The organism is Rhodococcus sp. RDE2 (assembly GCF_020885655.1).
GTDB lineage: Bacteria > Actinomycetota > Actinomycetes > Mycobacteriales > Mycobacteriaceae > Rhodococcus > Rhodococcus pyridinivorans.
In genome coordinates, this window is sequence record NZ_AP025186.1 from 407,569 (window position 1) to 427,181 (window position 19,613).

Consider the following 19,613-nt stretch of genomic DNA (forward strand, 5'->3'; position numbering starts at 1 on the left):
CAGAACAGAACGGAACCCGCCCTCGTGAGCGCTCGAGCCTCTGGTCCCACCCTCAGTCGTCGCGGTCTTCTCGGAGCAGCCGCCGGAGCGGCCGTCCTTGCAGGCACGGGATGGACGCTCGCGGGTGCGGTACCGCTCGGCGACCCGGCTGCCACGATCCCGGCGCCGCCGGACTTCCCGGCCGACATCCCGCTCTCGCAGCAACAGTTCGTCAACTGGGCAAAGACCATCCGGTTCGACGCGGTGTGGACCGCGACCGCGCGCACCGCCGACGACGTCGTCCGTCTCGCGAACTGGGCACACGCCCACGGCTTCCGGATCCGTCCCCGCGGATCGATGCACAGCTGGAGTCCGCTCACCCTCGAGGCCGGGCAGGACATCGAGAACGTCGTGCTGGTCGACACCATGTCGCAGCTCAACCAGGTCGTCGTCGACGCGGGCGCCGCACCTGCGCGCGTGACGGCCGGCGGTGGCGCGAGCATCGAAGCGATCCTCACCGCGCTCGAAGCGAACGGACTGGGGTGGGCCAACTCGCCGGCCATCGGGGACATCTCCATCGCGGGGGCACTGTCGATCGGTGCCCACGGCGCCACCTACCCGGCAGCGGGGGAGACGGTGGTCCCCGGCCAGTCGTTCGGCTCGCTGTCCAATCTCGTCCTGGCTCTGACCGCCGTGGTGTGGAACCCGTCGGCCGGTGCCTACGAACTCCGCGAGTTCCGCCGCGCCGACCCGGAGATCGGACCCGTGCTCGCTCACCTCGGACGCACCTTCGTCACCTCCGTGACGTTGCAGGCCGGAGCGAACTACCGGGTGCGCTGCCAGAGCTTCACCGACATCCCGTGGCGCGAACTGTTCGCACCGCCCGGCTCGCCGGGGCGCACCTTCGAACGCTACGTCGAGGAACACGGGCGGGTCGAGGCGATCTGGTTCCCCTTCACCGAGACACCCTGGCTCAAGATCTGGTCGGTCTCCCCGGAGAAGCCCGCCGCCTCCCGTGAGGTGCAGGGCCCGTACAACTACTATTTCTCGGACAGCCTGCCCGAGGAGCTCACCGACCTGCTGGGGCAGGTCGTGCGCGGCGCCCAGGGCGTCACACCGGCCTTCGGTGCGTCGCAGTTCGGAGCGGTGGCAGCGGGACTCGCAGCGACCGGCACGAACGATCTGTGGGGCTGGTCCAAGGACCTGCTGTTCTACCTGCGCGCCGCGACCCTGCGCGTGGTCGCCGGCGGCGGTGTCGTCGTGACGAGACGCGACAACATCGCCCGCGTCATCAACGAGTTCACGACGTGGCTGCACGAGCGGATGACGCACTACGCCTCGCTCGGCCAGTACCCCGTGAACATGCCGTTCGAGGTGCGTCTGTGCAAGGTCGACGACGCCGACGAGGTGCTCGTCGACGCTGCCGGTGTGCCGGACCTGTCGCCGGTGCGTCCCCGCCCCGACCGCCCCGACTGGGACACCGCGATCTGGATGAACGTGGTCTCCATCCCCGGAACGGCAGGGATGCCGGCCTTCTTCCGCGAGATGGAGCAGTGGATGGCCGCCCACTACTCGGGCGACTACGCGACCTTCCGTTCCGAGTGGTCGAAGGGCTGGGCGTTCGACGACCAGGGCGGCTACCGCGACCCCGGTTTCCTCGGGGAGACGGTGCCGGCCATGTACCGCACCGGGTTGCCGTCCGGCCAGGGTTGGGACGCCGCGCTCGCAGCCTTCGAGCAGTACGACCCGCATCGGGTGTTCAGCAACCGGTTCCTCGACCGCCTGCTGCCCTGACGTCCCGTCTCAGCACCCCGTGTGCGAGAAGGCCCGCATGTAGCCGGCGGTCTGATAGGCGTAGGCCCACGCTCAGTACGACAGGGCGATGTCGGCGGGGCTGGCGGCCATGATGAGCTCGCCGGCTTCTGCGCCGGCACGGCGTCCTCTTTTCCCTGCGCAGAAGCACCGTTCCAGGAGCGGATGGCGGCCTATTCTGCTCTTACGCCCTGCGGCAGAACAGCTCGCAACCTCGGGTCGTGCCCGAAGCGATGGGGTTCCCCTCCGGGGAGAGGATCGCGATGACTCGGATCGGTAGGACCCCGAGGACCGGACTCCTGCGTGCCAAGTCGGTGGAGCAGTCCATCCGTGACACGGACGAACCGGATTCGAAACTGCGCAAGGATCTGACCGCCTGGGATCTCATCGTGTTCGGCGTCGCAGTCGTCATCGGCGCCGGCATCTTCACGCTCACCGCCCGCACCGCGGGTAACGTCGCCGGTCCGTCGGTGTCCCTGGCCTTCGTGTTCGCTGCGATCGCGTGCGCGCTCGCAGCCCTCTGCTACGCCGAGTTCGCCTCGACCGTGCCTGTCGCCGGCAGTGCCTACACCTACTCGTTCGCGACCTTCGGAGAGTTCGTCGCGTGGATCATCGGATGGGATCTCATCCTCGAGTTCGCCCTCGCCGCAGCGGTGGTGGCGAAGGGGTGGTCGCTCTACCTCCACGAGGTCGTGGCCGTGTCGTCGAGCGTCATGATCGGACCGGTGAAGATCGACTGGGGTGCGATCCTGATCGTCGCGGTGATCGGCGTGCTGCTCGCCACGGGAACCAAACTCTCGTCCCGGGTCTCACTGGTCATCACGTCGATCAAGATCGCAGTGGTGGTGTTCGTGGTGGTTCTCGGCGCCTTCTACATCGAGACCGAGAACTATTCGCCGTTCGTCCCGCCCTCGGAAGCCGGCGACACAGGTGAGGGGTTGCACCAGTCGTTGTTCTCGTTCGCGACCGGGGCAGGCGGCAGCACCTTCGGCTGGTACGGGTTGTTGGCCGCAGCCAGCCTGGTGTTCTTCGCGTTCATCGGATTCGACGTCGTCGCCACCACGGCCGAGGAAACGCGCAACCCGCAGAAGGCGGTGCCGATCGGCATCCTCGGCTCGCTCGCGATCGTGACGGTGCTGTACGTGGCCGTCAGCCTCGTCCTCACCGGCATGGTCGACTACACCGAGCTCGAAGGGGACGAGTCGACACTGGCGACGGCCTTCGCACTCAACGGGATGGACTGGGCCAAGAACCTGATCTCGATCGGCGCCCTCGCGGGTCTGACCACGGTCGTGATGGTGCTGATGCTGGGTCAGACGAGGGTGCTGTTCGCGATGGCACGGGACGGACTCATGCCACGCGGGCTCTCCCACACGGGCAGCCATGGAACTCCGGTACGCACGACGGTGCTCGTGGCGGTGATCGTCGCAGTACTCGCGGGGCTCGTGCCGCTCGGCACTCTCGAGGAGATGGTCAACATCGGCACACTCTTCGCGTTCGTACTCGTGTCGATCGGCGTGATCGTGTTGCGGCGCACGCGACCGGACCTCGAACGCGGGTTCCGGGTGCCGCTGGTACCTCTGGTGCCCATCCTTGCGGTGATCGCCTGTGTGTGGCTCATGGTGAATCTGTCCGTCGAGACATGGTTGCGGTTCGTGGCATGGATGCTCCTCGGCCTGATCATCTACTTCGCCTACAGCCGGAACCACTCCGTCCTCGCGACCCCATCCCGGGTTCGGGCCGGCCCGGAAACGTAGTCGGGAAAGCAATCAGGGCACTTTCTCCGCGAGGAGAAAGTGCCCTGACGAGTTCTTCCACGAGTCGGGGTGGCGGGATTCGAACCCACGACCTCTTCGTCCCGAACGAAGCGCGCTACCAAGCTGCGCCACACCCCGTATTGAACCTCGGTCAGCTTACAACACGAGGCCGCAGAAGATTAAATCGGCTGGTCAGCGACGTAACCCGGCGCGCTCTGCCGCATCGCCGCTGGCCTGCTGCGCGGTGTCGCGCGAGGCCGGAACGAGGGTCAGCAGAGTGGCCTCCGGACGGCAGAAGAACCGAGCGGGAGCGAACGGCGACGTGCCGATGCCCGCGGAGACGTGCAGTCGCATGTGGGCACCCCAGCGCGACGCGCCCTTCACCCGCGACCGGTCGATCCCGCAGTTGGTCACCAGCGCGCCGTAGAACGGCAGGCACAGCTGGCCGCCGTGGGTGTGGCCGGCGAGGACGAGGTCGTAGCCGTCCTCGGCGAAGCGATCGAGCACCCGAGGCTCGGGGGAGTGCGTCATGCCCAGTCGCAGATCGGCCGAGGGATCGGCCGCACCGGCGATCGTCTCGTACCGGTCGCGGTCGAGATGCGGGTCGTCGACACCACCGACGGCGATGCGTACGCCGCCGACCTCGATGTCACGGCGCACGTGCGTCATGTCCTGCCAGCCACGTTCGGTGAACGCCGCACGCAGGTCGCCCCACGGGAGCGGAGGACCGTAGACGCGGTCGTGGTCCTTGTCGAAGTAGGCGAGCGGGTTCTTCAGCACGGGAGCGAAGTAGTCGTTGCTCCCGAAGACGAACAGACCCGGGCGGGCGAGGAGTCCGCCGAGCGCCTGGACGACGGCCGGAACGGCCTTCGGGTGCGACAGGTTGTCGCCCGTGTTCACGACGAGATCGGGCTCGAGGCCGTCGAGCTCGCGCAACCAGTTCTGTTTCAGCTTCTGGTTGGGAGTCATGTGCAGGTCGCTGATGTGCAGGACCCGCAGTGTCGACGCGCCGGGCGCGAGCACCGGCACCGTGACCTCGCGAAGGGTGAACGCGTTCCGTTCGATCAACGTGGCGTAACCGAGGCCGAGAGCGGCGGCGCCGGCAGCACCGAGGGTTACGCGGCGAATTGCAGACAGGTCAGGCACTTCTCCAGCGTACCGCCGTGCGTGGTCCTCGCACGTGGTTCGCCTGCCCCGCGTAGCGTTTCCGGCATGAGCGACACCACATCCTCCCTCGAATCCAGGCTGCGGACGGACCTGACCGCAGCGATGAAGGACAAGGACAAACTGCGGACCGAGACCCTCCGGATGCTGCTCGCGGCGGTCCGGAACGAGGCGGTGTCCGGCAAGGAGGCGCGTGAGCTGTCCGACGACGAGGTGCTCAAGGTCCTCGCGAAGGAGTCGAAGAAGCGTGGCGAGGCCGCCGAGGTCTACACCGAGAACGGCCGCGGTGAGCTCGCGGCCAAGGAGCACGCCGAAGCGCGCATCATCGACGAGTATCTGCCCACCCCGCTGACCGATGCCGAGCTCGTCGATGTCGTCGACACCGCCCTCGCGCGCGTCGCGGAGGAGATCGGCGCGCGTCCGGGTCCGAAGAACATGGGCCAGGTGATGAAGGCCGCCACCGAGATCGCGGCAGGGAAGGCCGACGGCAAGCGCCTGTCCGCGGCCGTGCGTTCACGCCTGTAACCGAAACGGCCGCGCAGTTCTGGTCGACCGTCACGAGGACGGGGCGACGAGAACTGCACGGCCGTGGAAGCCCTGCGGCTCAGTTGTCGGGGCGGCTCGGTGTCGTCGTGGGAGTGGAGTCCTCCTCCGCCGGCGGACTCGACTCGCTCTGCTCGAGCTCACGTCCCGGGATGGGCGCGGGCGTCGATCGGCGGGTCGTGTCGGGCACCTCGCGGTCGCGCGGGCGGGCCGGGGTGGCGCTTGTGGTGGGAGCCACGCGGACCGATCCGTCGCTGATGAACAGTGTGACCGTCGATCCCGGGACGGCCGAGCCGCTCGGGGACGTACCCGTCACCGTTCCGGCGCGTTCCTCACCGGCGATCGTCGCCTCCGAGACCGAGAATCCGGCGTCCTGCAGTCGCTGGACCGCGCGGTCCTTCGACAGGCCCGTCACGTCCGGAACCTGGGCGTTGCCCGCGCCGCGGACGTACCGGGGATCGGGGGCGGGCAGTTCGATGGAGCCGAACTTGTTCGCCACCGGCAGCATCGCCGAGAACCATGTCCGCGCCGGTTCGGTACCGCCGAAGAGGTTGCCGTCGTAGCAGGGGCGGACCGGACCCGAGCAGATCTGGCCGGGGGTGGGGGAGTCGCCGTAGGTGTAGACCACACCGGCGAACCGGTTGGTGAAGCCGAGGAAGGCCGACGACATGTGCGATTCCGTCGTACCGGTCTTCGCCGCGACCGGCAGGTTCCAGCCCACCGATCCCGCGGCACCCGAGGCGGTACCGCCGGCGGCGGTGTCCTTGCTCATCGCCGTGGCGAGGGTGTCGGCGAGGCCGGGCTCGACCACCTGCTCGCAGGCCTGCTGCGTGATCGGTACGGGCTTGCCCTCGCGGTCGAAGACCTCCTCGATCGGGCTGGGCGGGCACCACTTGCCGTGCGAGGCGAGGGTCGCCGCGACGTTCGACAGTTCGAGCGCGTTGATCCACGTCGGGCCGAGCGTGTACGAGCCGAGGTGCTGGTCCTTCTGCATCTCGGCCATCGACTGGTCGCCGAAGCCGGAGGTGCGCGGCTGCAGGTACGAACGCAGACCCAGGCGCACCGACATGTCGACGGCCGCGTCGACGCCGGTGGCCTCGATGAGCTTGACGAACGCCGTGTTCGGCGACTGTGCCAGCGCGTCGGTCACCGACAGTCGCGACGGATACGGTGCGGCGTTCTCGACGCAGTAGTAGTTGGCCGGGCAGCCGCGGGCGCCGCCGTCGCCCAGACCGCGGGCGTTGTAGCGGGACGGGACGTCGAGCACGGCCGAGGTGCCCAGGCCCTGTTCCATGGCGGCGGCGACGGTGAATATCTTGAAGATCGACCCGGCGCCGTGACCGGCCAGCGAGTAGGGCTGCGGCTGGACCGTCTCCTTGGCCTCGGCGTCGAGGCCGAACTTGCGGCTCGACCCCATGGCGAGGACCTTGTGCGAATCCTGGCCCGGCTCGATCACGTTCATCACCGAGGCCACGTCGTCGACGGTGGGGCTGGTGAACCGGTCGAGCGATTCCTTGACGGAGTTCTGGACCTCGGGGTCGAGGGTCGTGCGGATGAGATATCCGCCCCGGTCGATCTGCTCGCGCGACAGTCCGGAGTTCTCGAGGTACTGCAGCGCGTACTCGCAGAAGTAGCCGCGGTCGTCGGCGGCGATGCAGCCGCGGGGGAGCGTGTTGGGCTCGGGCAGCACGCCGAGCGGCAGTTCCTTCGCGGCGCGGATCTCGTCGGCGCGCTCGGGGATGTTGTCGATCATCGTGTCGAGCACGATGTTGCGACGGGTGAGTACGCCGTCGGGATTGGTGTACGGGTTCAGCGCCGAGCTGGACTGCACCATGCCCGCGAGCATCGCGGCCTGCGGGATGTTCAGGTCCTTCGCGTCGATGCCGAAGTAGGTCTGGGCGGCGTCCTGGATGCCGAACGAACCGTTGCCGAAGGGGACGAGGTTCAGATAGCGGGTGAGGATCTCGTCCTTGGTGAGCTGATCGTCGAGGGTCAGCGCCATGCGGATCTCACGGATCTTGCGGGCCGGCGTCGTCTCGATCGCCGCGCGGCGTTCGGCGTCGGTCTTCGCGATCACGTGCAGCAGGTAGTTCTTGACGTACTGCTGGTCGATCGTGGAGGCGCCCTGCTCGACCTGACCGCTCGTGGTGTTGGTGAGGAACGCGCGGATGGTGCCCTGCCAGTCGACGCCCTGGTGCTCGGGGAACCGCTTGTCCTCGATCGAGACGATCGCCAGTTTCATCTCGTTCGAGATCTGGTCGCTGGGCACCTCGAAGCGACGCTGGTCGTAGAGCCACGCGATCGGCTCACCCGCCTTGTCGACCATGGTCGTCACGGCTGGGACGACACCTTCGACGAGCTCTGCGGAACTGTTGTCGACGGTGTCCGCGGCGCGGTTCGAGACGTACCCGAATCCACCCGCGGCCGGGAAGAGCATCCCTGCTACGAGAACGCCGCCGAGGGCCGTGCAACCAGCGAGCTTCGCCACCGTTCTTCGGATCGACACGCCTACACACTACGTGGCGGGGGACCGGCCGGCGGTTTCCAGGGAGCGGGCGTGGCACGACGGGCGCTGTGAAAACGCCTCCGACGTGCAACTTTGTACGTACGTACCAGAAAAGGTTTCGTTCGCCTTGCGCGTGGGCATCAGTTTACCTAGATTGAGACATCAGTGTGACGCAGATAACACCTTGACGGGCAGGTTTCGCGCCGTCGCGGCACACGGACGGCGCAGACCTCGAACACCGCGAACCGGCGTTCGGAAAGTAAAGGGGCAACTGAATGCACATGACCACCCCGACGACCCGACTCGACGTCGACCAGGCCGAAGCGCGCATCGCTTGGGTCTCCAAGGCTCGCTGCCGCGAAGTCGATCCCGATGAACTGTTCGTGCGTGGCGCAGCGCAGCGCAAGGCTGCGGTGATCTGCCGGCACTGCCCGGTGATGCTCGAGTGCGGGGCGGACGCCCTCGACAACCGTGTCGAGTTCGGCGTGTGGGGAGGCATGACGGAGCGGCAGCGTCGTGCTCTCCTCAAGCAGCATCCCGAGGTCGAGTCCTGGGCCGATTTCTTCCAGGCGCAGCGACAGCACCAGAGCGCGGTCTAGTCACCACCTCACCGGTACACGAACCGCCGAGATCATGACCCGCGAGACATCACGCCTCGCGGGTCAATTGCTCGCCCACCGCCCGCAGCGCCTCGAGATCCGAGACCTCGAAGGGCAGCGAGGGCACCCCGACCACGGGGACGGCAGGGTTCGCCGCGGTGAAGTTGCGTAGCAACCGCAGCTCCCGCTTGGCGATCACCGCCCGGTGCGCGTGGATGCGGAGAACGGCCTCAGCGGCCTTCGCGTCCACGCCTTCCTCCTCGGCGAGCTGATCCGCTGCGGTGAGGGCGTGATCGGACGGCAGCGCCGACAGTGTCGGATGGGTGCGGTTGAGCACCAGGCCCGACAGCGGCATGCGATCGCCCGAGAGTCGCTCGACGAAGAACGACGCCTCGCGCAGGGCATCGGGTTCGGGTGCCGCGACCACCATGAAGTGGGTTCCCGGCTGCTGCAGCAACCGGTAGGTGCGGTTGGCGCGCTCGCGGAAACCCCCGAACATCGAGTCCAGCGACTGCACGAAGGCCGACGCGTCCGACAGCATCTGGCTCCCGACGATCGTCGAGACCGCCTTGAGCGCGAGCCCCATCGCGCCCGTCACCAGGCGGCCGAAGCCACGTCCGGGTGCCGTGAAGATCCGGATCATCCGGCCGTCGAGGAACGCCCCGAGCCGCTGGGGAGCGTCGAGGAAGTCGAGTGCGTTCCGGGACGGCGGGGTGTCGACGATGATGAGATCCCACTCGTCGCTCTGCGCGAGCTGACCGAGCTTCTCCATCGCCATGTACTCCTGCGTGCCGGAGAACGACGACGCCACGGTCTGATAGAAGGGGTTGTCGAGGATCTGCTGCGCCTTCTCCGGCGTCGAGTGCTCGAGCACCATGTCGTCGAAGGTGCGACGCATGTTGAGCATCATCGCGTGCAGCTCGCCCTTCGCCTCCGGCCCGAGCTCCACCTTCTGCGGTGAATTGTCGAGCGAGGCGACCCCGAGGGCCTGTGCCAGTCGCCGCGCAGGGTCGATCGTGAGCACCACGACGCTGCGGCCCCGCTCGGCCGCGCGCAACGCGAGCGCCGCGGCGGTGGTCGTCTTGCCGACACCGCCCGACCCGCAGCACACGATCACCCGGGACGAGCGGTCGTCCAGGATGCGGGCGACGTCGAGGACCTTCCGGATCGGTGCGCTCATCGGACACCCTGCTCGGCGAGGGCGTCGGCGAGTTCGTAGAGGCCACCGAGATCGACACCGTCGGCGAGGGCCGGTAGGGACATGCGTGCCACCTTCACTTCGTCGAGTTGAGCGGCGCTCACCTGTTGCGCCTGGAGTACCGCGGCGTGCTCGATGGTCTCGGTCAGCAGGCCGGCGAAATCGTCGTCGGAGAGCTTGACGGACACCTTCTCCAGGGTCGTCCGGATCGCGGGCCCGGCGATGCGGCCGGCGGCGACGTCGTCGACGAGTTCCTCGGGCAGGTGTTCGGGGGCGGTGCGGTTGACGATCACCGTGCCCATCCGGAGATCGGCGGCCTCGAGTTCCTCCACCGCGTCGGCCGTCTCCTGCACGGGCAGTGCCTCGAGCAGGGTCACCAGGTGGACGACGGTCTGATCGGAGTGCAGCAGCCGGACCACGCCCTCGCTCTGCGACCGGATCGGACCGGACTTCGCGAGGTCGGCCATGGCCTTGGTGACATCGAGGAAGCTGCCGATGCGGCCGGTGGGCGGGGAATCGACGACGACCGCGTCGTAGACAGGGGTGCCCGTCGCGTCGGTCCGCACCACGGTCTCCTTGATCTTGCCGGTGAGGATCACGTCGCGCAGACCCGGCGCGAGCGTGGTCACGAACTCGATCGCGCCCATCCGCCGCATCGCGCGACCTGCGAATCCGAGGTTGTAGAACATGTCGAGGTATTCGAGGAAGGCCGCCTCGATGTCGATCGCGAGAGCCGACACCTCACCGCCACCCGGCGCGGTCGCGATCTTCGTCTCGACCGGCGGGAGCGGCGGCACGTCGAACAGCTGCGCGATGCCCTGACGTCCCTCGGTCTCGACGAGCAGGACCTTGCGACCTCCGGCGGCGAGCGCCAGCGCGAGCGCTGCGGCCACGGTGGACTTCCCGGTGCCACCCTTGCCGGACACGAAGTGCAATCGCGCCTCGGCGGCGCCTGCCGGCCATTCGCCGGAATGTGATGTCGGAGATGCCACGATCACGAGCCTATAAGTCGTGGACGGTGAACGGTGCCGGATAGGGTCAGGACATGAGTGAAACCACCACATGGGAATACGCAACCGTGCCGCTGCTCACGCACGCGACCAAGCAGATCCTCGACCAGTGGGGTGCCGACGGCTGGGAGCTCGTCACCGTCCTGCCCGGCCCCACCGGTGAGCAGCACGTCGCCTACCTCAAGCGTCCGAAGGGCTGACCCGTGTCGCACAACACCTGGAGCGAACGCCTGACCGAACTCGGCATCACCCTGCCGCCGGTCGCCGCCCCGGTGGCGGCGTACGTGCCCGCCGTCCGCAACGGCGACGTCGTCTACACCTCCGGTCAGCTGCCGCTGGTCGACGGGAAGCTGACGCACACCGGCAAGGTGGGCGCCGCGGTGTCGGCGGAGGAGGCGAAGACCGCGGCTCGCACCGCCGCGCTCAACGCGCTCGCCGCCGTCGATGCTCTCGTCGGACTCGACAACATCGCGAGCGTCGTGAAGGTCGTCGGCTTCGTGGCGTCCGCCGAGGGCTTCACCGGGCAGCCCGGCGTCATCAACGGCGCGTCGGAACTGCTCGGGGAGATCTTCGGTGAGGTCGGCGCGCATGCCCGTTCGGCCGTCGGCGTCGCGGAGCTGCCCCTCGGCGCTCCCGTCGAGGTCGAGTTGATGGTGGAAGTACGCTGACGCCACCCTCCCCGACCGAGGGCGGCTCCCGACGGATCCGACACGAGAGGCACGACTGATGGCGCTGGTCCACCCCGCCTACGCGCAGCTACGGCAGGTCACCGAGAACGCCGCGGTGATCCTGGCCGAGAACCCCTCGATCATGTCCCTCGAGGGAACGAACACCTGGATCCTCCGGGCGCCCGGCAGCGACGAGTGCGTCGTGGTCGATCCGGGTCCCCTCGACGAAGGGCATCTCGAGCGGATCGCGCAGGTGCCGGTGGCGGCGACCCTCATCAGTCACCGCCACTTCGACCACACCGAGGGTGCCGAGCGGTTCTCGCAGCTCGCGGAATGCCCGGTGCACGCGGTGCTGCCGGAACACCGCCATGGCGGTGGGCAGCAGCTGTCCGACGGCGACGTCGTCGAGGCGGCGGGTCTGCGCATCCGGGTCGTCGCGACCCCGGGTCACACCGCCGATTCGCTGTCGTTCGTGATCGAGCAGGACCGCAGTGTGCTCACCGCCGACACCATCCTCGGCCGCGGCACGACCGTGCTCGACGACTCCGACGGTGACCTCGGCGACTACCTGCGGTCGCTGAGGTCGCTCATCGGTCTCGGCGGTGGCTACACGGTGCTGCCCGGGCACGGTCCCGAGCTGCCCGATCTGGAGACGATCGCGCGGGAGTACCTCGCGCACCGGGAGGGCCGGCTCGAGCAGGTGCGCGGTGCGCTGCGCACCCTCGGCGCCGACGCCTCCGCACGGCAGGTCGTCGAGCACGTCTACGCCGACGTCGACCCCTCGCTGTGGGGTGCGGCGGAGAAGTCGGTCAACGTGCAGCTGGAATACCTGCGCAGCCACGGCTGAGCCAGGGCAGCCCGGACGGGCCGGAACACACGAAAGGCCGGGACGCAGCGAGCGTCCCGGCCTTTCGGCGATCTGTGGGTCAGCGAGCGCGACGCGCCAGACGCTCCGAGTCGGAGATCAGCACGCTCTTGCCCTCGAGACGCAGCCAGCCACGGTGCGCGAAGTCGGCCAGGGCCTTGTTCACGGTCTCGCGGGAGGCGCCGACGAGCTGCGCGATCTCTTCCTGCGTCAGGTCGTGCGTGACACGCAGGGCGCCGGCCTCCTGGGTGCCGAAACGCTGGGCGAGCTGCAGCAGCGCCTTGGCGACACGACCGGGGACGTCGGTGAAGATCAGGTCGGCGAGGCTGTTGTTGGTGCGACGCAGACGACGGGCCAGCACGCGGAGGAGCTGCTCGGCGATCTCGGGGCGCTGGTCGATCCACGCCTTGAGTGCGTCGCGGTCCATGCTCACGGCACGCACCTCGGTGACGGTGGTGGCGGTGGAGGTGCGCGGACCCGGGTCGAAGATCGACAGCTCGCCGAACATGTCGGACGGGCCCATGATCGTCAGGAGGTTCTCGCGGCCGTCGGGCGAACGACGTCCGAGCTTCACCTTGCCGGAAACGATGATGTACAGCCGATCGCCGGGCTCACCCTCGTTGAAGATGACATGGCCGCGCGGGAAATCTACAGGCTGAAGCTCTTTGATCAGCGCCGCAACCGCCGAGGGCTCGACTCCTTGGAAGATGCCTGCTCTGGCCAGGACCTCGTCCACGTGCGCTCCTTTTGGGAATGATTCGTCATCTACTGCCGGGTCTGCACGTCGACGGACTTCCCGGGCAGGTCACCTGTCAGGCGTACGAGCGCCCAGTCTATCGTGCGCGCTGCACGAGTGAGTGACCGATACCACGGAAACGGTCGACGAACCCGATCATCGGCACTTCGAGGCTACCGGCAGGTAGTCGTTCAGCTGGCGCGGCGCGCGCGCAGATGGCCGTCCGAATCGTCCGCTCCGTCGGCGCTCGGTCCGCGGCGGCGGCGACGCTGGAAGCGAGCCAGGGCCCCGGGGAAACCTTCACGAGCGAGTGCCGCGACATCGGCCTGGTCCGCTTTGTCGAGGAACTCCTCCACTTCCTGCTCGCGGACGGACAACCGACTCAAGCGCGCTTCGACACGTTCCATGGACAGTGCGAACAACATGAGCAGCACCGGGAAGAGGACGACAGCAAGAGCTTGCATACCCGGAAGTAAACACCCGGAAGGTCTCGGAAGAGACACGGGGCCGGATCCTGGGGAGAGTGTTTACGTAGAGTGGATCAGGTGCATGCCACCCAGTCCGAGAGCCCCGAGACGGCCCCGCGCCGAGTGAACGGAAAGGCTCGCGGACCGGAGTCGCGACTGGCGCTCGTCCGTCGCGCACGACGGATGAACCGACGCCTCGCCGAGGCCTTCCCGCACGTCTACTGCGAGCTCGACTTCACGAATCCGCTCGAGCTCGCCGTCGCCACGATCCTGTCGGCACAGTGCACGGATGTGCGGGTCAACCAGGTGACTCCCGCTCTGTTCGCCCGGTATCCCGACGCCCGCGCGTACGCGGAGGCCGACCGCGCCGAGCTCGAGGAGTACATCCGCTCGACCGGCTTCTACCGCAACAAGGCCAACTCGCTCATCGGCCTCGGTCAGGCTCTGCTCGAGCGGCACGACGGTGAGGTTCCGGCCCGCCTGAAGGATCTCGTCGCGCTGCCCGGCATCGGCCGCAAGACCGCCAACGTCATCCTCGGCAACGCCTTCGATGTGCCGGGTATCACGGTCGACACCCACTTCCAGCGGCTCGTGCGTCGCTGGGAATGGACCGACGAGACCGATCCGGTCAAGATCGAGCACGCGGTGGGTGCGCTCATCGAGCGCAAGGAGTGGACGCTGCTGTCCCATCGCGTGATCTTCCACGGTCGGCGCGTGTGCCACGCACGCAAGCCGGCATGCGGGGTGTGTGTCCTCGCGAAGGACTGCCCCTCCTACGGGACCGGGCCCACCGATCCGCAGACCGCGGCCGCGCTGGTGAAGGGACCGGAGACCGAGCACCTGCTCGAGCTGGCCGGGCGGTGACGGAGTGCGTCCTTCCACAGCAGGCCGCTGGAGCCTGGCAGCCCTCGTCGTCGTCATCGCGTTGATCGTCGCCATCTGGCCGCGCGACCGCAGCGACCCGCCACCGGCCACCGGTTCGGGACCGGCCACTCCCTCGGCCGCACCCGTGGACCGCCGGCCCCAGGACGACGCGCAGGCCCTCGCCCCGCTGCGCGAGAACGCCGCACTGGATCCGTGCCCGCAGCCGGGCGTGTCCTCGCCCGCTCCCGCCGGTCCGCTCGCCGGGCTGGTCTTCGAGTGCGTGGGCGACGGATCTCCCGTCGACCTCGCGGCCGCCCTCGCCGGAAAACCCGCCGTGGTGAACCTGTGGGCCTGGTGGTGCGCTCCCTGCGCCGAGGAACTACCGGTTCTCCAGGACTACGCAGCCCGGGTGGGCGAGGAGGTCACCGTCGTCACCGTCCACACCGACCCGAACGAGTCGAACGCCCTCGGCCGGCTCACCGACTACGGCGTGCACCTGCCGGGTGTGCAGGACGGCTCGGGACGCGTGCAGGCCGCGGTCGGCGCGCCCGCCGTCCTTCCCGTGACGGTGCTGCTCCGCGCCGACGGATCGGTCGCCGCGGTGCTCCCGATCCCGTTCCGGTCGGCCGACGAGGTCGCCTCGGTCGTCGAGGAGCACCTGGGGGTGGCCGCATGATCCCCGAATGGCTCCGGCGCGTCGCCTCGGTCTCGCCCACCGACCCGCACGGTCTCAACCCGATCCTGAACCGCCGCGCCCCGCGCGACGCGCGGGTGCGGCAGGCCTCGGTGCTGGTGTTGTTCGGCGGGTCGCCGGAGGCCGATCCGATGGCCCGCGGCGGACTTCCCGCCGATGCCGACGTCCTGCTCACCCAGCGCGCCGCGACCCTGCGGCAGCACAGCGGGCAGGTGGCCTTCCCCGGAGGCGCCGCCGATCCCGAGGACTACGGCGCCATCCACACCGCACTGCGTGAAGCGGAGGAGGAGACCGGCCTGGATCCGTCCGGGATCCGGCCGCTCGCCGTGCTCCCCGAACTGTTCATCCCGCCTTCCGGCTTCGACGTGACCCCCGTGGTCGCCTACTGGGAGACCCCGAGCCCCGTCGGCGTCGTCGATCCGCAGGAGGCGACCCGCGTGGTCCGGGTGTCGCTGCACGAGCTGCTCGACCCCGACAACCGTTTCCAGGTCCGGCACCGGCTGGGTTATCAGGGCCCGGCCTTCCAGGTGGACGGGATGCTGGTCTGGGGCTTCACCGCGGGCGTTCTCGCGGGTCTGTTCGCGGTGTCGGGGTGGGAGATCGAGTGGGATCACCACGATGTCCGTGACCTCGACGTCGTACTCGCCGAACTGGAGACGGGGGTGGTCGAATCATGACCGGATCGGGCTGGATCGATCTGATCATCGTGGTGATCGTCCTGATCGCCGCGTCCTCCGGGCTCCGGCAGGGAGCCGTCGCTTCGGCGCTCGCCTTCCTGGGCGTGTTGCTCGGTGCGGTCGCGGGCATCCTCATCGCCCCGCACGTGCTCGTGCACATCGACGACGCGCGCATGCGCATCCTCGCCGGGATCGCACTGATCGTGGTGCTGGTGGTGATCGGCGAGGTGGCCGGCATGGTGCTCGGACGCGCCGCGCGCAGCGGCATCCACAGTCCGGGCGCGCGGGCGGTGGACAGCGTCGTCGGTGCCGGGCTGCAGTCGGTCGCGGTGCTCGTCGCCGCGTGGCTGCTCGCCATCCCACTGACCGCCACGACCCAGCCCGCCGTCTCCGCGGCCGTGCGGGGATCCCAGGTGCTGGGGACTGTCGACGACGTCGCCCCCGACTGGATGCGCGCGATCCCCAACGAGTTCTCGGCGCTGCTCGACACCTCGGGTCTGCCCGAGGTGATCGGGCCGTTCGGACGCACCCCGATCGCCGAGGTCGAGGCACCCGACGGTGGTCTCCTCGAAGGATCGGTGCCCGCCCGGCTGCAGACGAGCGTGCTGCGCATCAACGGCGTCGCCCCCAGCTGCCAGAAGGCGCTCGAAGGATCCGGTTTCGTCGTGGCGCCCGAACGGGTGATGACGAACGCGCACGTCGTGGCCGGAACCGCAGCGGTGACCGTCGATACGGAGGGCGGTCCGCTCGAAGCGACCGTCGTGCTGTTCGACCCGGAGGTGGACGTCGCGATCCTCGCGGTGCCGGGACTGACTGCGCAGCCGCTGGGCTTCGCGCCGGAGCCGGCGGAGTCGGGTGACGACGCGATCGTGCTCGGCTACCCGGGCGGTGGCCCGTACACGGCGAGCGCGGCGCGCATCCGCGAGACGCTCGACCTGCAGGGCCCGGACATCTACCGCGGCGGCACCGTCGAACGCGAGGTGTACACGGTGCGCGGCACGATCCGGCAGGGCAACTCGGGTGGTCCGCTGGTCGATCCGTCCGGCAGCGTCCTCGGCATGGTCTTCGGCGCGGCGGTCGACGACACCGACACCGGTTTCGTTCTCACCGCCGCAGAGGTCAGCCGGCAGCTGGAGATGGCCGGAGTGAATCAGCCGGTCGCGACCGGCGCGTGCATCGTCTGACGCCTGCCCGTCCGGCGGACGGGCAGGTCAGTCGAGCCTGCGGACGAAGTCGGCGAGCAACGCCGTCACCGCGTCGGGCTTCTCCTGATGGGCGTAGTGGCCGGCCCCGTCGACGAACTTCAGGATCCGTCCGGGGGCGTGCCGCACGCAGCGTCGGAGGGTCGCGGCGAGCACGTAGGGATCCAGCGCGCCGTGCAGCTGCAGGATCGGCAGGGTGAGCTCGACGTCCATGGCCTTCATGAAGCGGCGACCGTCGGGACGCCACTGGCTGCGGAACGCCCAGCGCTGGTACTCGAGGGTCAGGTGCGCCGTGCCCGGGATGCGGATCGCGGTGCGCAGCCGGTCGACGACGTCGGCGAACTCGTCGGTGCGTCGCCAGTCCGGGCCGCACCGCACGCGCAGCAGCCGTTCGATCTCGAGGCCGTTGTCGCGGACCAGTTTCCGTTCGGGACGCCACGGCAGCTGGTAGGCGAGGAAGGTCGGCAGCAGGGCCTTGCGTTGCGCGTGGTCGCGCAGGGTCGCATCGCGCAGCGAGATGGGGTGCGGGGAGTCGACGACCGCGATCGCCCGCACGACATGGGGATGGAGCACCGCGGTCGCCCAGCACACGAGGCCGCCGTCGGCGTGGCCCACGAGGATCGCCTCGGTGTGCCCGAGGGCGCGGATCAGTCCCGCGATGTCGTTCGAGAGCGTCCAGCCGTCGTATCCGCGCGGCGGCCTGTCCGTGTCGCCGTAACCGCGCAGGTCCACCGCGACCGCCCGGTAGCCGAGATCGGCGAAGGCGGTGAGCTGGTGACGCCACGACCACCACAGGTCGGCGAAGCCGTGCACGAACACCACGAGCGGTGTGTCCGGGTCGTGCGGGCCGGCTTCGACGGCATGGAAGCGGATGCCGTTGGCGTGGATGTCTCGATGCGTCCACGGTCCGGGATACCGGACCGTGGACGGGTCGGGGACGGGCACTGACGGTTCCGGTTCGTCAGCGGGTGGCGTGACGCGGCGCGGCGTGGCGCGGGCCGTCGGCGTCGTGTCCGTCCTGGCTGCTCGGAAGGATCGACGCGGTCTGCTTGAGCGAGTCGATGGTCTTGTTGGGCGCGCGCAACTTGCGGACCCGCATGTAGCCGATCAGGGCCAGCAGGCCCGTCACCACCAGCATGATCAGGAAGACGATGAGGAAGGCGAGCCAGCGCGCCACCCAGACGTCGAGGAGTTCGGCGAGAAAGAAGAAGAAGAAGAACGAACTGAAGGTCAGCACGGCGAGCGCGAGGATGAAGAACAGGCTGCCCTGCACGCCCTTCTTGACCTCACCGGTCACCTCGGCCTTGGCGAGCTGGACTTCGGCGCGGAACAGCGTGGACAGCTGCGTCGCGGCGTCGCGTACCAGTTCGCCCACACTGGCATCGCGGGGTGTCGGAGCGTCCACCTTCGTCAACGGGATGCCCGAGATGCTCGACGGGACTCCGTTCTCCGGACGATTCGCGTTCGTCACGCTCACTACTCGACCCCTTCGGTTGGTTCGTTCCGTTGGCGGTGGGCGCGCCCACGCCGTAACAGTAGCGCCGACCCGAGGAGAGAGGCGATCAATGATGTCACCAGCACGGCGGCCTTGGCGATCTCGGCGGAGTCTCCGGTCAGCGACAACTCGGTGATCAGCAGACTCACGGTGAATCCGATCGCGCCGAGCACGGCGAGGGCGAAGACGTCGCCCCACTGCAGCCCGGTCGGTTTCGTCGCGACCCGGAAGCGGATGGCCACCCACGTGCTGCCGAAGATGCCGACGGTCTTGCCGACGAGCAGACCGAGGACGATGGCGAGGCCGACGGGCTCGGTGAAGACGTTGCCGAGCATCTCGGCGCCGATGGGAACACCCGAGGCGAACAACGCGAAGATGGGGACGCACAGACCTGCCGACCACGGCTGGAGGCGGTGGGCGAGTCGCTCGGCGGGCCCGTAGTCCTCCCCGGGATCGGTGCGGACGCGGGTGAGCAGGCCCAGAAGGACCCCGGCGACGGTCGCGTGGATGCCGGCGCTGTGCATCGCGTACCAGGTGAACAGCGCGAGCGGCACGTACAGCAACGGGGTGGTGATGCGTTGCTTCTGCGCGAACCAGTACGCCGCTGCCGCAGCCACCGTGGCGACCATCCAGCCGAGCGCGAGGCCGGAGGTGAACAGGATCGCGATGAGTGCGATGCCGATCAGGTCGTCGACGACGGCCAGGCTCAGCAGGAAGACCCGGGCGCTGGTGGGGATGCGCGAACCGGTGAGTGCGAGCACGCCGAGAGCGAAGGCGATGTCGGTTGCGACCGGGATCGCCCAGCCCCGGTCCATGCCGGGGGTTCCCCAACCCACGGCGGCGGCGATGAGGGCCGGCAGCAGCACACCGCCGCAGGCCGCGATGACCGGAAGGATCGCCTTCCTGCGGTCGGCGAGTTCACCGATGACCAGTTCGCGCTTGAGCTCGAGGCCGGCGACGAAGAAGAAGACGGCGAGCAGTCCGTCCTTCGCCCACGTCCCGAGCGACAGGTGCAGATGGAGGAACTCCGGCCCGATCTCGAAGTCGCGCAAGGCGGTGTAGGAGTCGCCGAAGGGGGAGTTGATCCAGATCAGCGCGATCGCCGCGGCGATGAGCAGCAGTGAACCGCCGACCGTCTCGGCGCGGAGATAGCGGTTCAGGGAACTGGTCCAGGTAACGGAGGAAGTGTCGGACACGGGCGTCTTTCGCTGGGCGGATACGGGCACGGGCGAACCGTCGCCGACCAGACTTCCCGGCACACCGGGGAAGAGTCTAACGCCGGACGGAGGGCGTCCGTAGGAGTGTCCGATTTGCGGTGGGCGGAAACTCGGGTGTTCACTTTTCCTAGTAAATGGGATTCGGTCTCAGAATGTGAGT

Annotated in this window: 20 protein-coding genes and 1 tRNA gene; 11 read left to right on the forward strand and 10 right to left on the reverse strand. The window is 68.7% G+C overall.

From position 1 onward, the window contains the following. Window positions 1–24 precede the first annotated feature (24 nt). Window positions 25–1,773, forward strand: a complete 1,749-nt coding sequence (locus LPH33_RS01885; RefSeq protein ID WP_229566874.1) for a cholesterol oxidase substrate-binding domain-containing protein — start codon at window positions 25–27, stop codon at window positions 1,771–1,773. A gap of 281 nt (window positions 1,774–2,054) precedes the next feature. Next, the gene (locus LPH33_RS01890; RefSeq protein WP_088898801.1) at window positions 2,055–3,548 is read left to right on the forward strand and encodes an amino acid permease; all 1,494 of its coding nucleotides are present in this window, start codon (window positions 2,055–2,057) and stop codon (window positions 3,546–3,548) included. A 64-nt stretch (window positions 3,549–3,612) separates the two neighbouring features. Here LPH33_RS01890 and LPH33_RS01895 read toward each other — a convergent pair. Both LPH33_RS01895 and LPH33_RS26800 read right to left on the reverse strand, forming a co-directional pair. After that, a tRNA-Pro gene (locus tag LPH33_RS01895) sits at window positions 3,613–3,686 on the reverse strand. A gap of 54 nt (window positions 3,687–3,740) precedes the next feature. Beyond that, entirely contained in the window at window positions 3,741–4,694 is a 954-nt protein-coding gene (locus LPH33_RS26800) for a metallophosphoesterase (protein WP_059383099.1), read from the reverse strand. Between the two features lie 66 nt (window positions 4,695–4,760). On the opposite strand from LPH33_RS26800, the gene LPH33_RS01905 reads away from it, so the two are divergent. Beyond that, the gene (locus LPH33_RS01905) at window positions 4,761–5,237 is read left to right on the forward strand and encodes a GatB/YqeY domain-containing protein (protein ID WP_016693221.1); all 477 of its coding nucleotides are present in this window, start codon (window positions 4,761–4,763) and stop codon (window positions 5,235–5,237) included. 79 nt (window positions 5,238–5,316) lie between these two features. Here the strand turns inward: LPH33_RS01905 and LPH33_RS01910 are convergent, their stop codons facing one another. Further along, entirely contained in the window at window positions 5,317–7,743 is a 2,427-nt protein-coding gene (locus tag LPH33_RS01910) for a penicillin-binding protein (RefSeq protein ID WP_026061357.1), read from the reverse strand. A gap of 293 nt (window positions 7,744–8,036) precedes the next feature. Between LPH33_RS01910 and LPH33_RS01915 the strand changes: the two genes are divergently transcribed. Next, window positions 8,037–8,360, forward strand: a complete 324-nt coding sequence (locus LPH33_RS01915) for a WhiB family transcriptional regulator (RefSeq protein WP_006552432.1) — start codon at window positions 8,037–8,039, stop codon at window positions 8,358–8,360. 49 nt (window positions 8,361–8,409) lie between these two features. Here the strand turns inward: LPH33_RS01915 and LPH33_RS01920 are convergent, their stop codons facing one another. Next, window positions 8,410–9,540, reverse strand: a complete 1,131-nt coding sequence (locus LPH33_RS01920) for an ArsA family ATPase (RefSeq protein WP_016693224.1) — start codon at window positions 9,538–9,540, stop codon at window positions 8,410–8,412. After that, window positions 9,537–10,553 carry an ArsA family ATPase gene (locus tag LPH33_RS01925; protein ID WP_420714492.1) on the reverse strand — a complete coding sequence of 339 codons (1,017 nt, stop codon included), beginning with the start codon at window positions 10,551–10,553 and terminating at the stop codon, window positions 9,537–9,539. Before LPH33_RS01925 ends, LPH33_RS01920 begins: the two co-directional genes overlap by 4 nt. A 50-nt stretch (window positions 10,554–10,603) precedes the next feature. On the opposite strand from LPH33_RS01925, the gene LPH33_RS01930 reads away from it, so the two are divergent. Genes LPH33_RS01930 through LPH33_RS01940 form a run of 3 tightly spaced genes read left to right on the forward strand, consistent with a single transcriptional unit; the run spans window position 10,604 to window position 12,083 of the window. Beyond that, window positions 10,604–10,768, forward strand: coding sequence for a DUF4177 domain-containing protein (locus LPH33_RS01930; protein ID WP_006552429.1), 165 nt, complete (start codon window positions 10,604–10,606; stop codon window positions 10,766–10,768). 3 nt (window positions 10,769–10,771) lie between these two features. Continuing rightward, a complete protein-coding gene (locus LPH33_RS01935) occupies window positions 10,772–11,236 on the forward strand; it encodes a RidA family protein (RefSeq protein WP_160876050.1) in 465 nt (154 codons plus the stop codon). Window positions 11,237–11,294: 58 nt separating this feature from the next. Then, window positions 11,295–12,083 (forward strand): MBL fold metallo-hydrolase, encoded by a 789-nt coding sequence (locus LPH33_RS01940; protein WP_088898797.1) that lies wholly within the window; start codon window positions 11,295–11,297, stop codon window positions 12,081–12,083. Between the two features lie 79 nt (window positions 12,084–12,162). On the opposite strand, the gene LPH33_RS01945 is transcribed toward LPH33_RS01940, so the two are convergent. Continuing rightward, window positions 12,163–12,837, reverse strand: a complete 675-nt coding sequence (locus LPH33_RS01945) for a Crp/Fnr family transcriptional regulator (protein WP_006552426.1) — start codon at window positions 12,835–12,837, stop codon at window positions 12,163–12,165. A 191-nt stretch (window positions 12,838–13,028) separates the two neighbouring features. Next, window positions 13,029–13,301 carry a hypothetical protein gene (locus tag LPH33_RS01950; RefSeq protein WP_060653839.1) on the reverse strand — a complete coding sequence of 91 codons (273 nt, stop codon included), beginning with the start codon at window positions 13,299–13,301 and terminating at the stop codon, window positions 13,029–13,031. Between the two features lie 72 nt (window positions 13,302–13,373). On the opposite strand from LPH33_RS01950, the gene nth reads away from it, so the two are divergent. From nth to marP, 4 genes are read left to right on the forward strand one after another with little or no spacing between them, the layout of a single operon-like run. Continuing rightward, window positions 13,374–14,168: an endonuclease III gene (gene nth / locus LPH33_RS01955; protein ID WP_016693229.1), complete on the forward strand. Its 795-nt coding sequence runs from the start codon at window positions 13,374–13,376 to the stop codon at window positions 14,166–14,168. 4 nt (window positions 14,169–14,172) lie between these two features. Further along, on the forward strand, window positions 14,173–14,844 hold the full coding sequence (locus tag LPH33_RS01960; protein ID WP_088898795.1) for a TlpA family protein disulfide reductase: 672 nt from the start codon (window positions 14,173–14,175) through the stop codon (window positions 14,842–14,844). Then, window positions 14,841–15,539 carry an NUDIX hydrolase gene (locus LPH33_RS01965; RefSeq protein WP_016693231.1) on the forward strand — a complete coding sequence of 233 codons (699 nt, stop codon included), beginning with the start codon at window positions 14,841–14,843 and terminating at the stop codon, window positions 15,537–15,539. Before LPH33_RS01960 ends, LPH33_RS01965 begins: the two co-directional genes overlap by 4 nt. Then, window positions 15,536–16,723, forward strand: a complete 1,188-nt coding sequence (gene marP, locus LPH33_RS01970) for an acid resistance serine protease MarP (RefSeq protein WP_016693232.1) — start codon at window positions 15,536–15,538, stop codon at window positions 16,721–16,723. Before LPH33_RS01965 ends, marP begins: the two co-directional genes overlap by 4 nt. 27 nt (window positions 16,724–16,750) lie before the next feature. Here marP and LPH33_RS01975 read toward each other — a convergent pair whose 3' ends face one another. The 3 genes from LPH33_RS01975 to nhaA are packed head-to-tail and all read right to left on the reverse strand — an operon-like array spanning window position 16,751 to window position 19,432. Beyond that, window positions 16,751–17,686 (reverse strand): alpha/beta fold hydrolase, encoded by a 936-nt coding sequence (locus LPH33_RS01975; protein ID WP_160876047.1) that lies wholly within the window; start codon window positions 17,684–17,686, stop codon window positions 16,751–16,753. Window positions 17,687–17,702: 16 nt separating this feature from the next. Beyond that, entirely contained in the window at window positions 17,703–18,218 is a 516-nt protein-coding gene (locus LPH33_RS01980; protein ID WP_016693234.1) for a phage holin family protein, read from the reverse strand. Next, a complete protein-coding gene (nhaA, locus tag LPH33_RS01985) occupies window positions 18,218–19,432 on the reverse strand; it encodes a Na+/H+ antiporter NhaA (RefSeq protein ID WP_026061359.1) in 1,215 nt (404 codons plus the stop codon). Before nhaA ends, LPH33_RS01980 begins: the two co-directional genes overlap by 1 nt. Between the last annotated feature and the right edge of the window lie 181 nt (window positions 19,433–19,613).

Coding starts and splice junctions, on each gene's coding strand:
- LPH33_RS01930 (WP_006552429.1), top strand. CDS start 10,604: ATGAGTGAAACCACCACATGGGAATACGCAACCGTGCCGCTGCTCACG.
- LPH33_RS01940 (WP_088898797.1), top strand. CDS start 11,295: ATGGCGCTGGTCCACCCCGCCTACGCGCAGCTACGGCAGGTCACCGAG.
- LPH33_RS01915 (WP_006552432.1), top strand. CDS start 8,037: ATGCACATGACCACCCCGACGACCCGACTCGACGTCGACCAGGCCGAA.
- LPH33_RS01920 (WP_016693224.1), bottom strand. CDS start 9,540: ATGAGCGCACCGATCCGGAAGGTCCTCGACGTCGCCCGCATCCTGGAC.
- LPH33_RS01950 (WP_060653839.1), bottom strand. CDS start 13,301: ATGCAAGCTCTTGCTGTCGTCCTCTTCCCGGTGCTGCTCATGTTGTTC.
- LPH33_RS01890 (WP_088898801.1), top strand. CDS start 2,055: ATGACTCGGATCGGTAGGACCCCGAGGACCGGACTCCTGCGTGCCAAG.
- marP (WP_016693232.1), top strand. CDS start 15,536: ATGACCGGATCGGGCTGGATCGATCTGATCATCGTGGTGATCGTCCTG.
- LPH33_RS01965 (WP_016693231.1), top strand. CDS start 14,841: ATGATCCCCGAATGGCTCCGGCGCGTCGCCTCGGTCTCGCCCACCGAC.
- LPH33_RS01905 (WP_016693221.1), top strand. CDS start 4,761: ATGAGCGACACCACATCCTCCCTCGAATCCAGGCTGCGGACGGACCTG.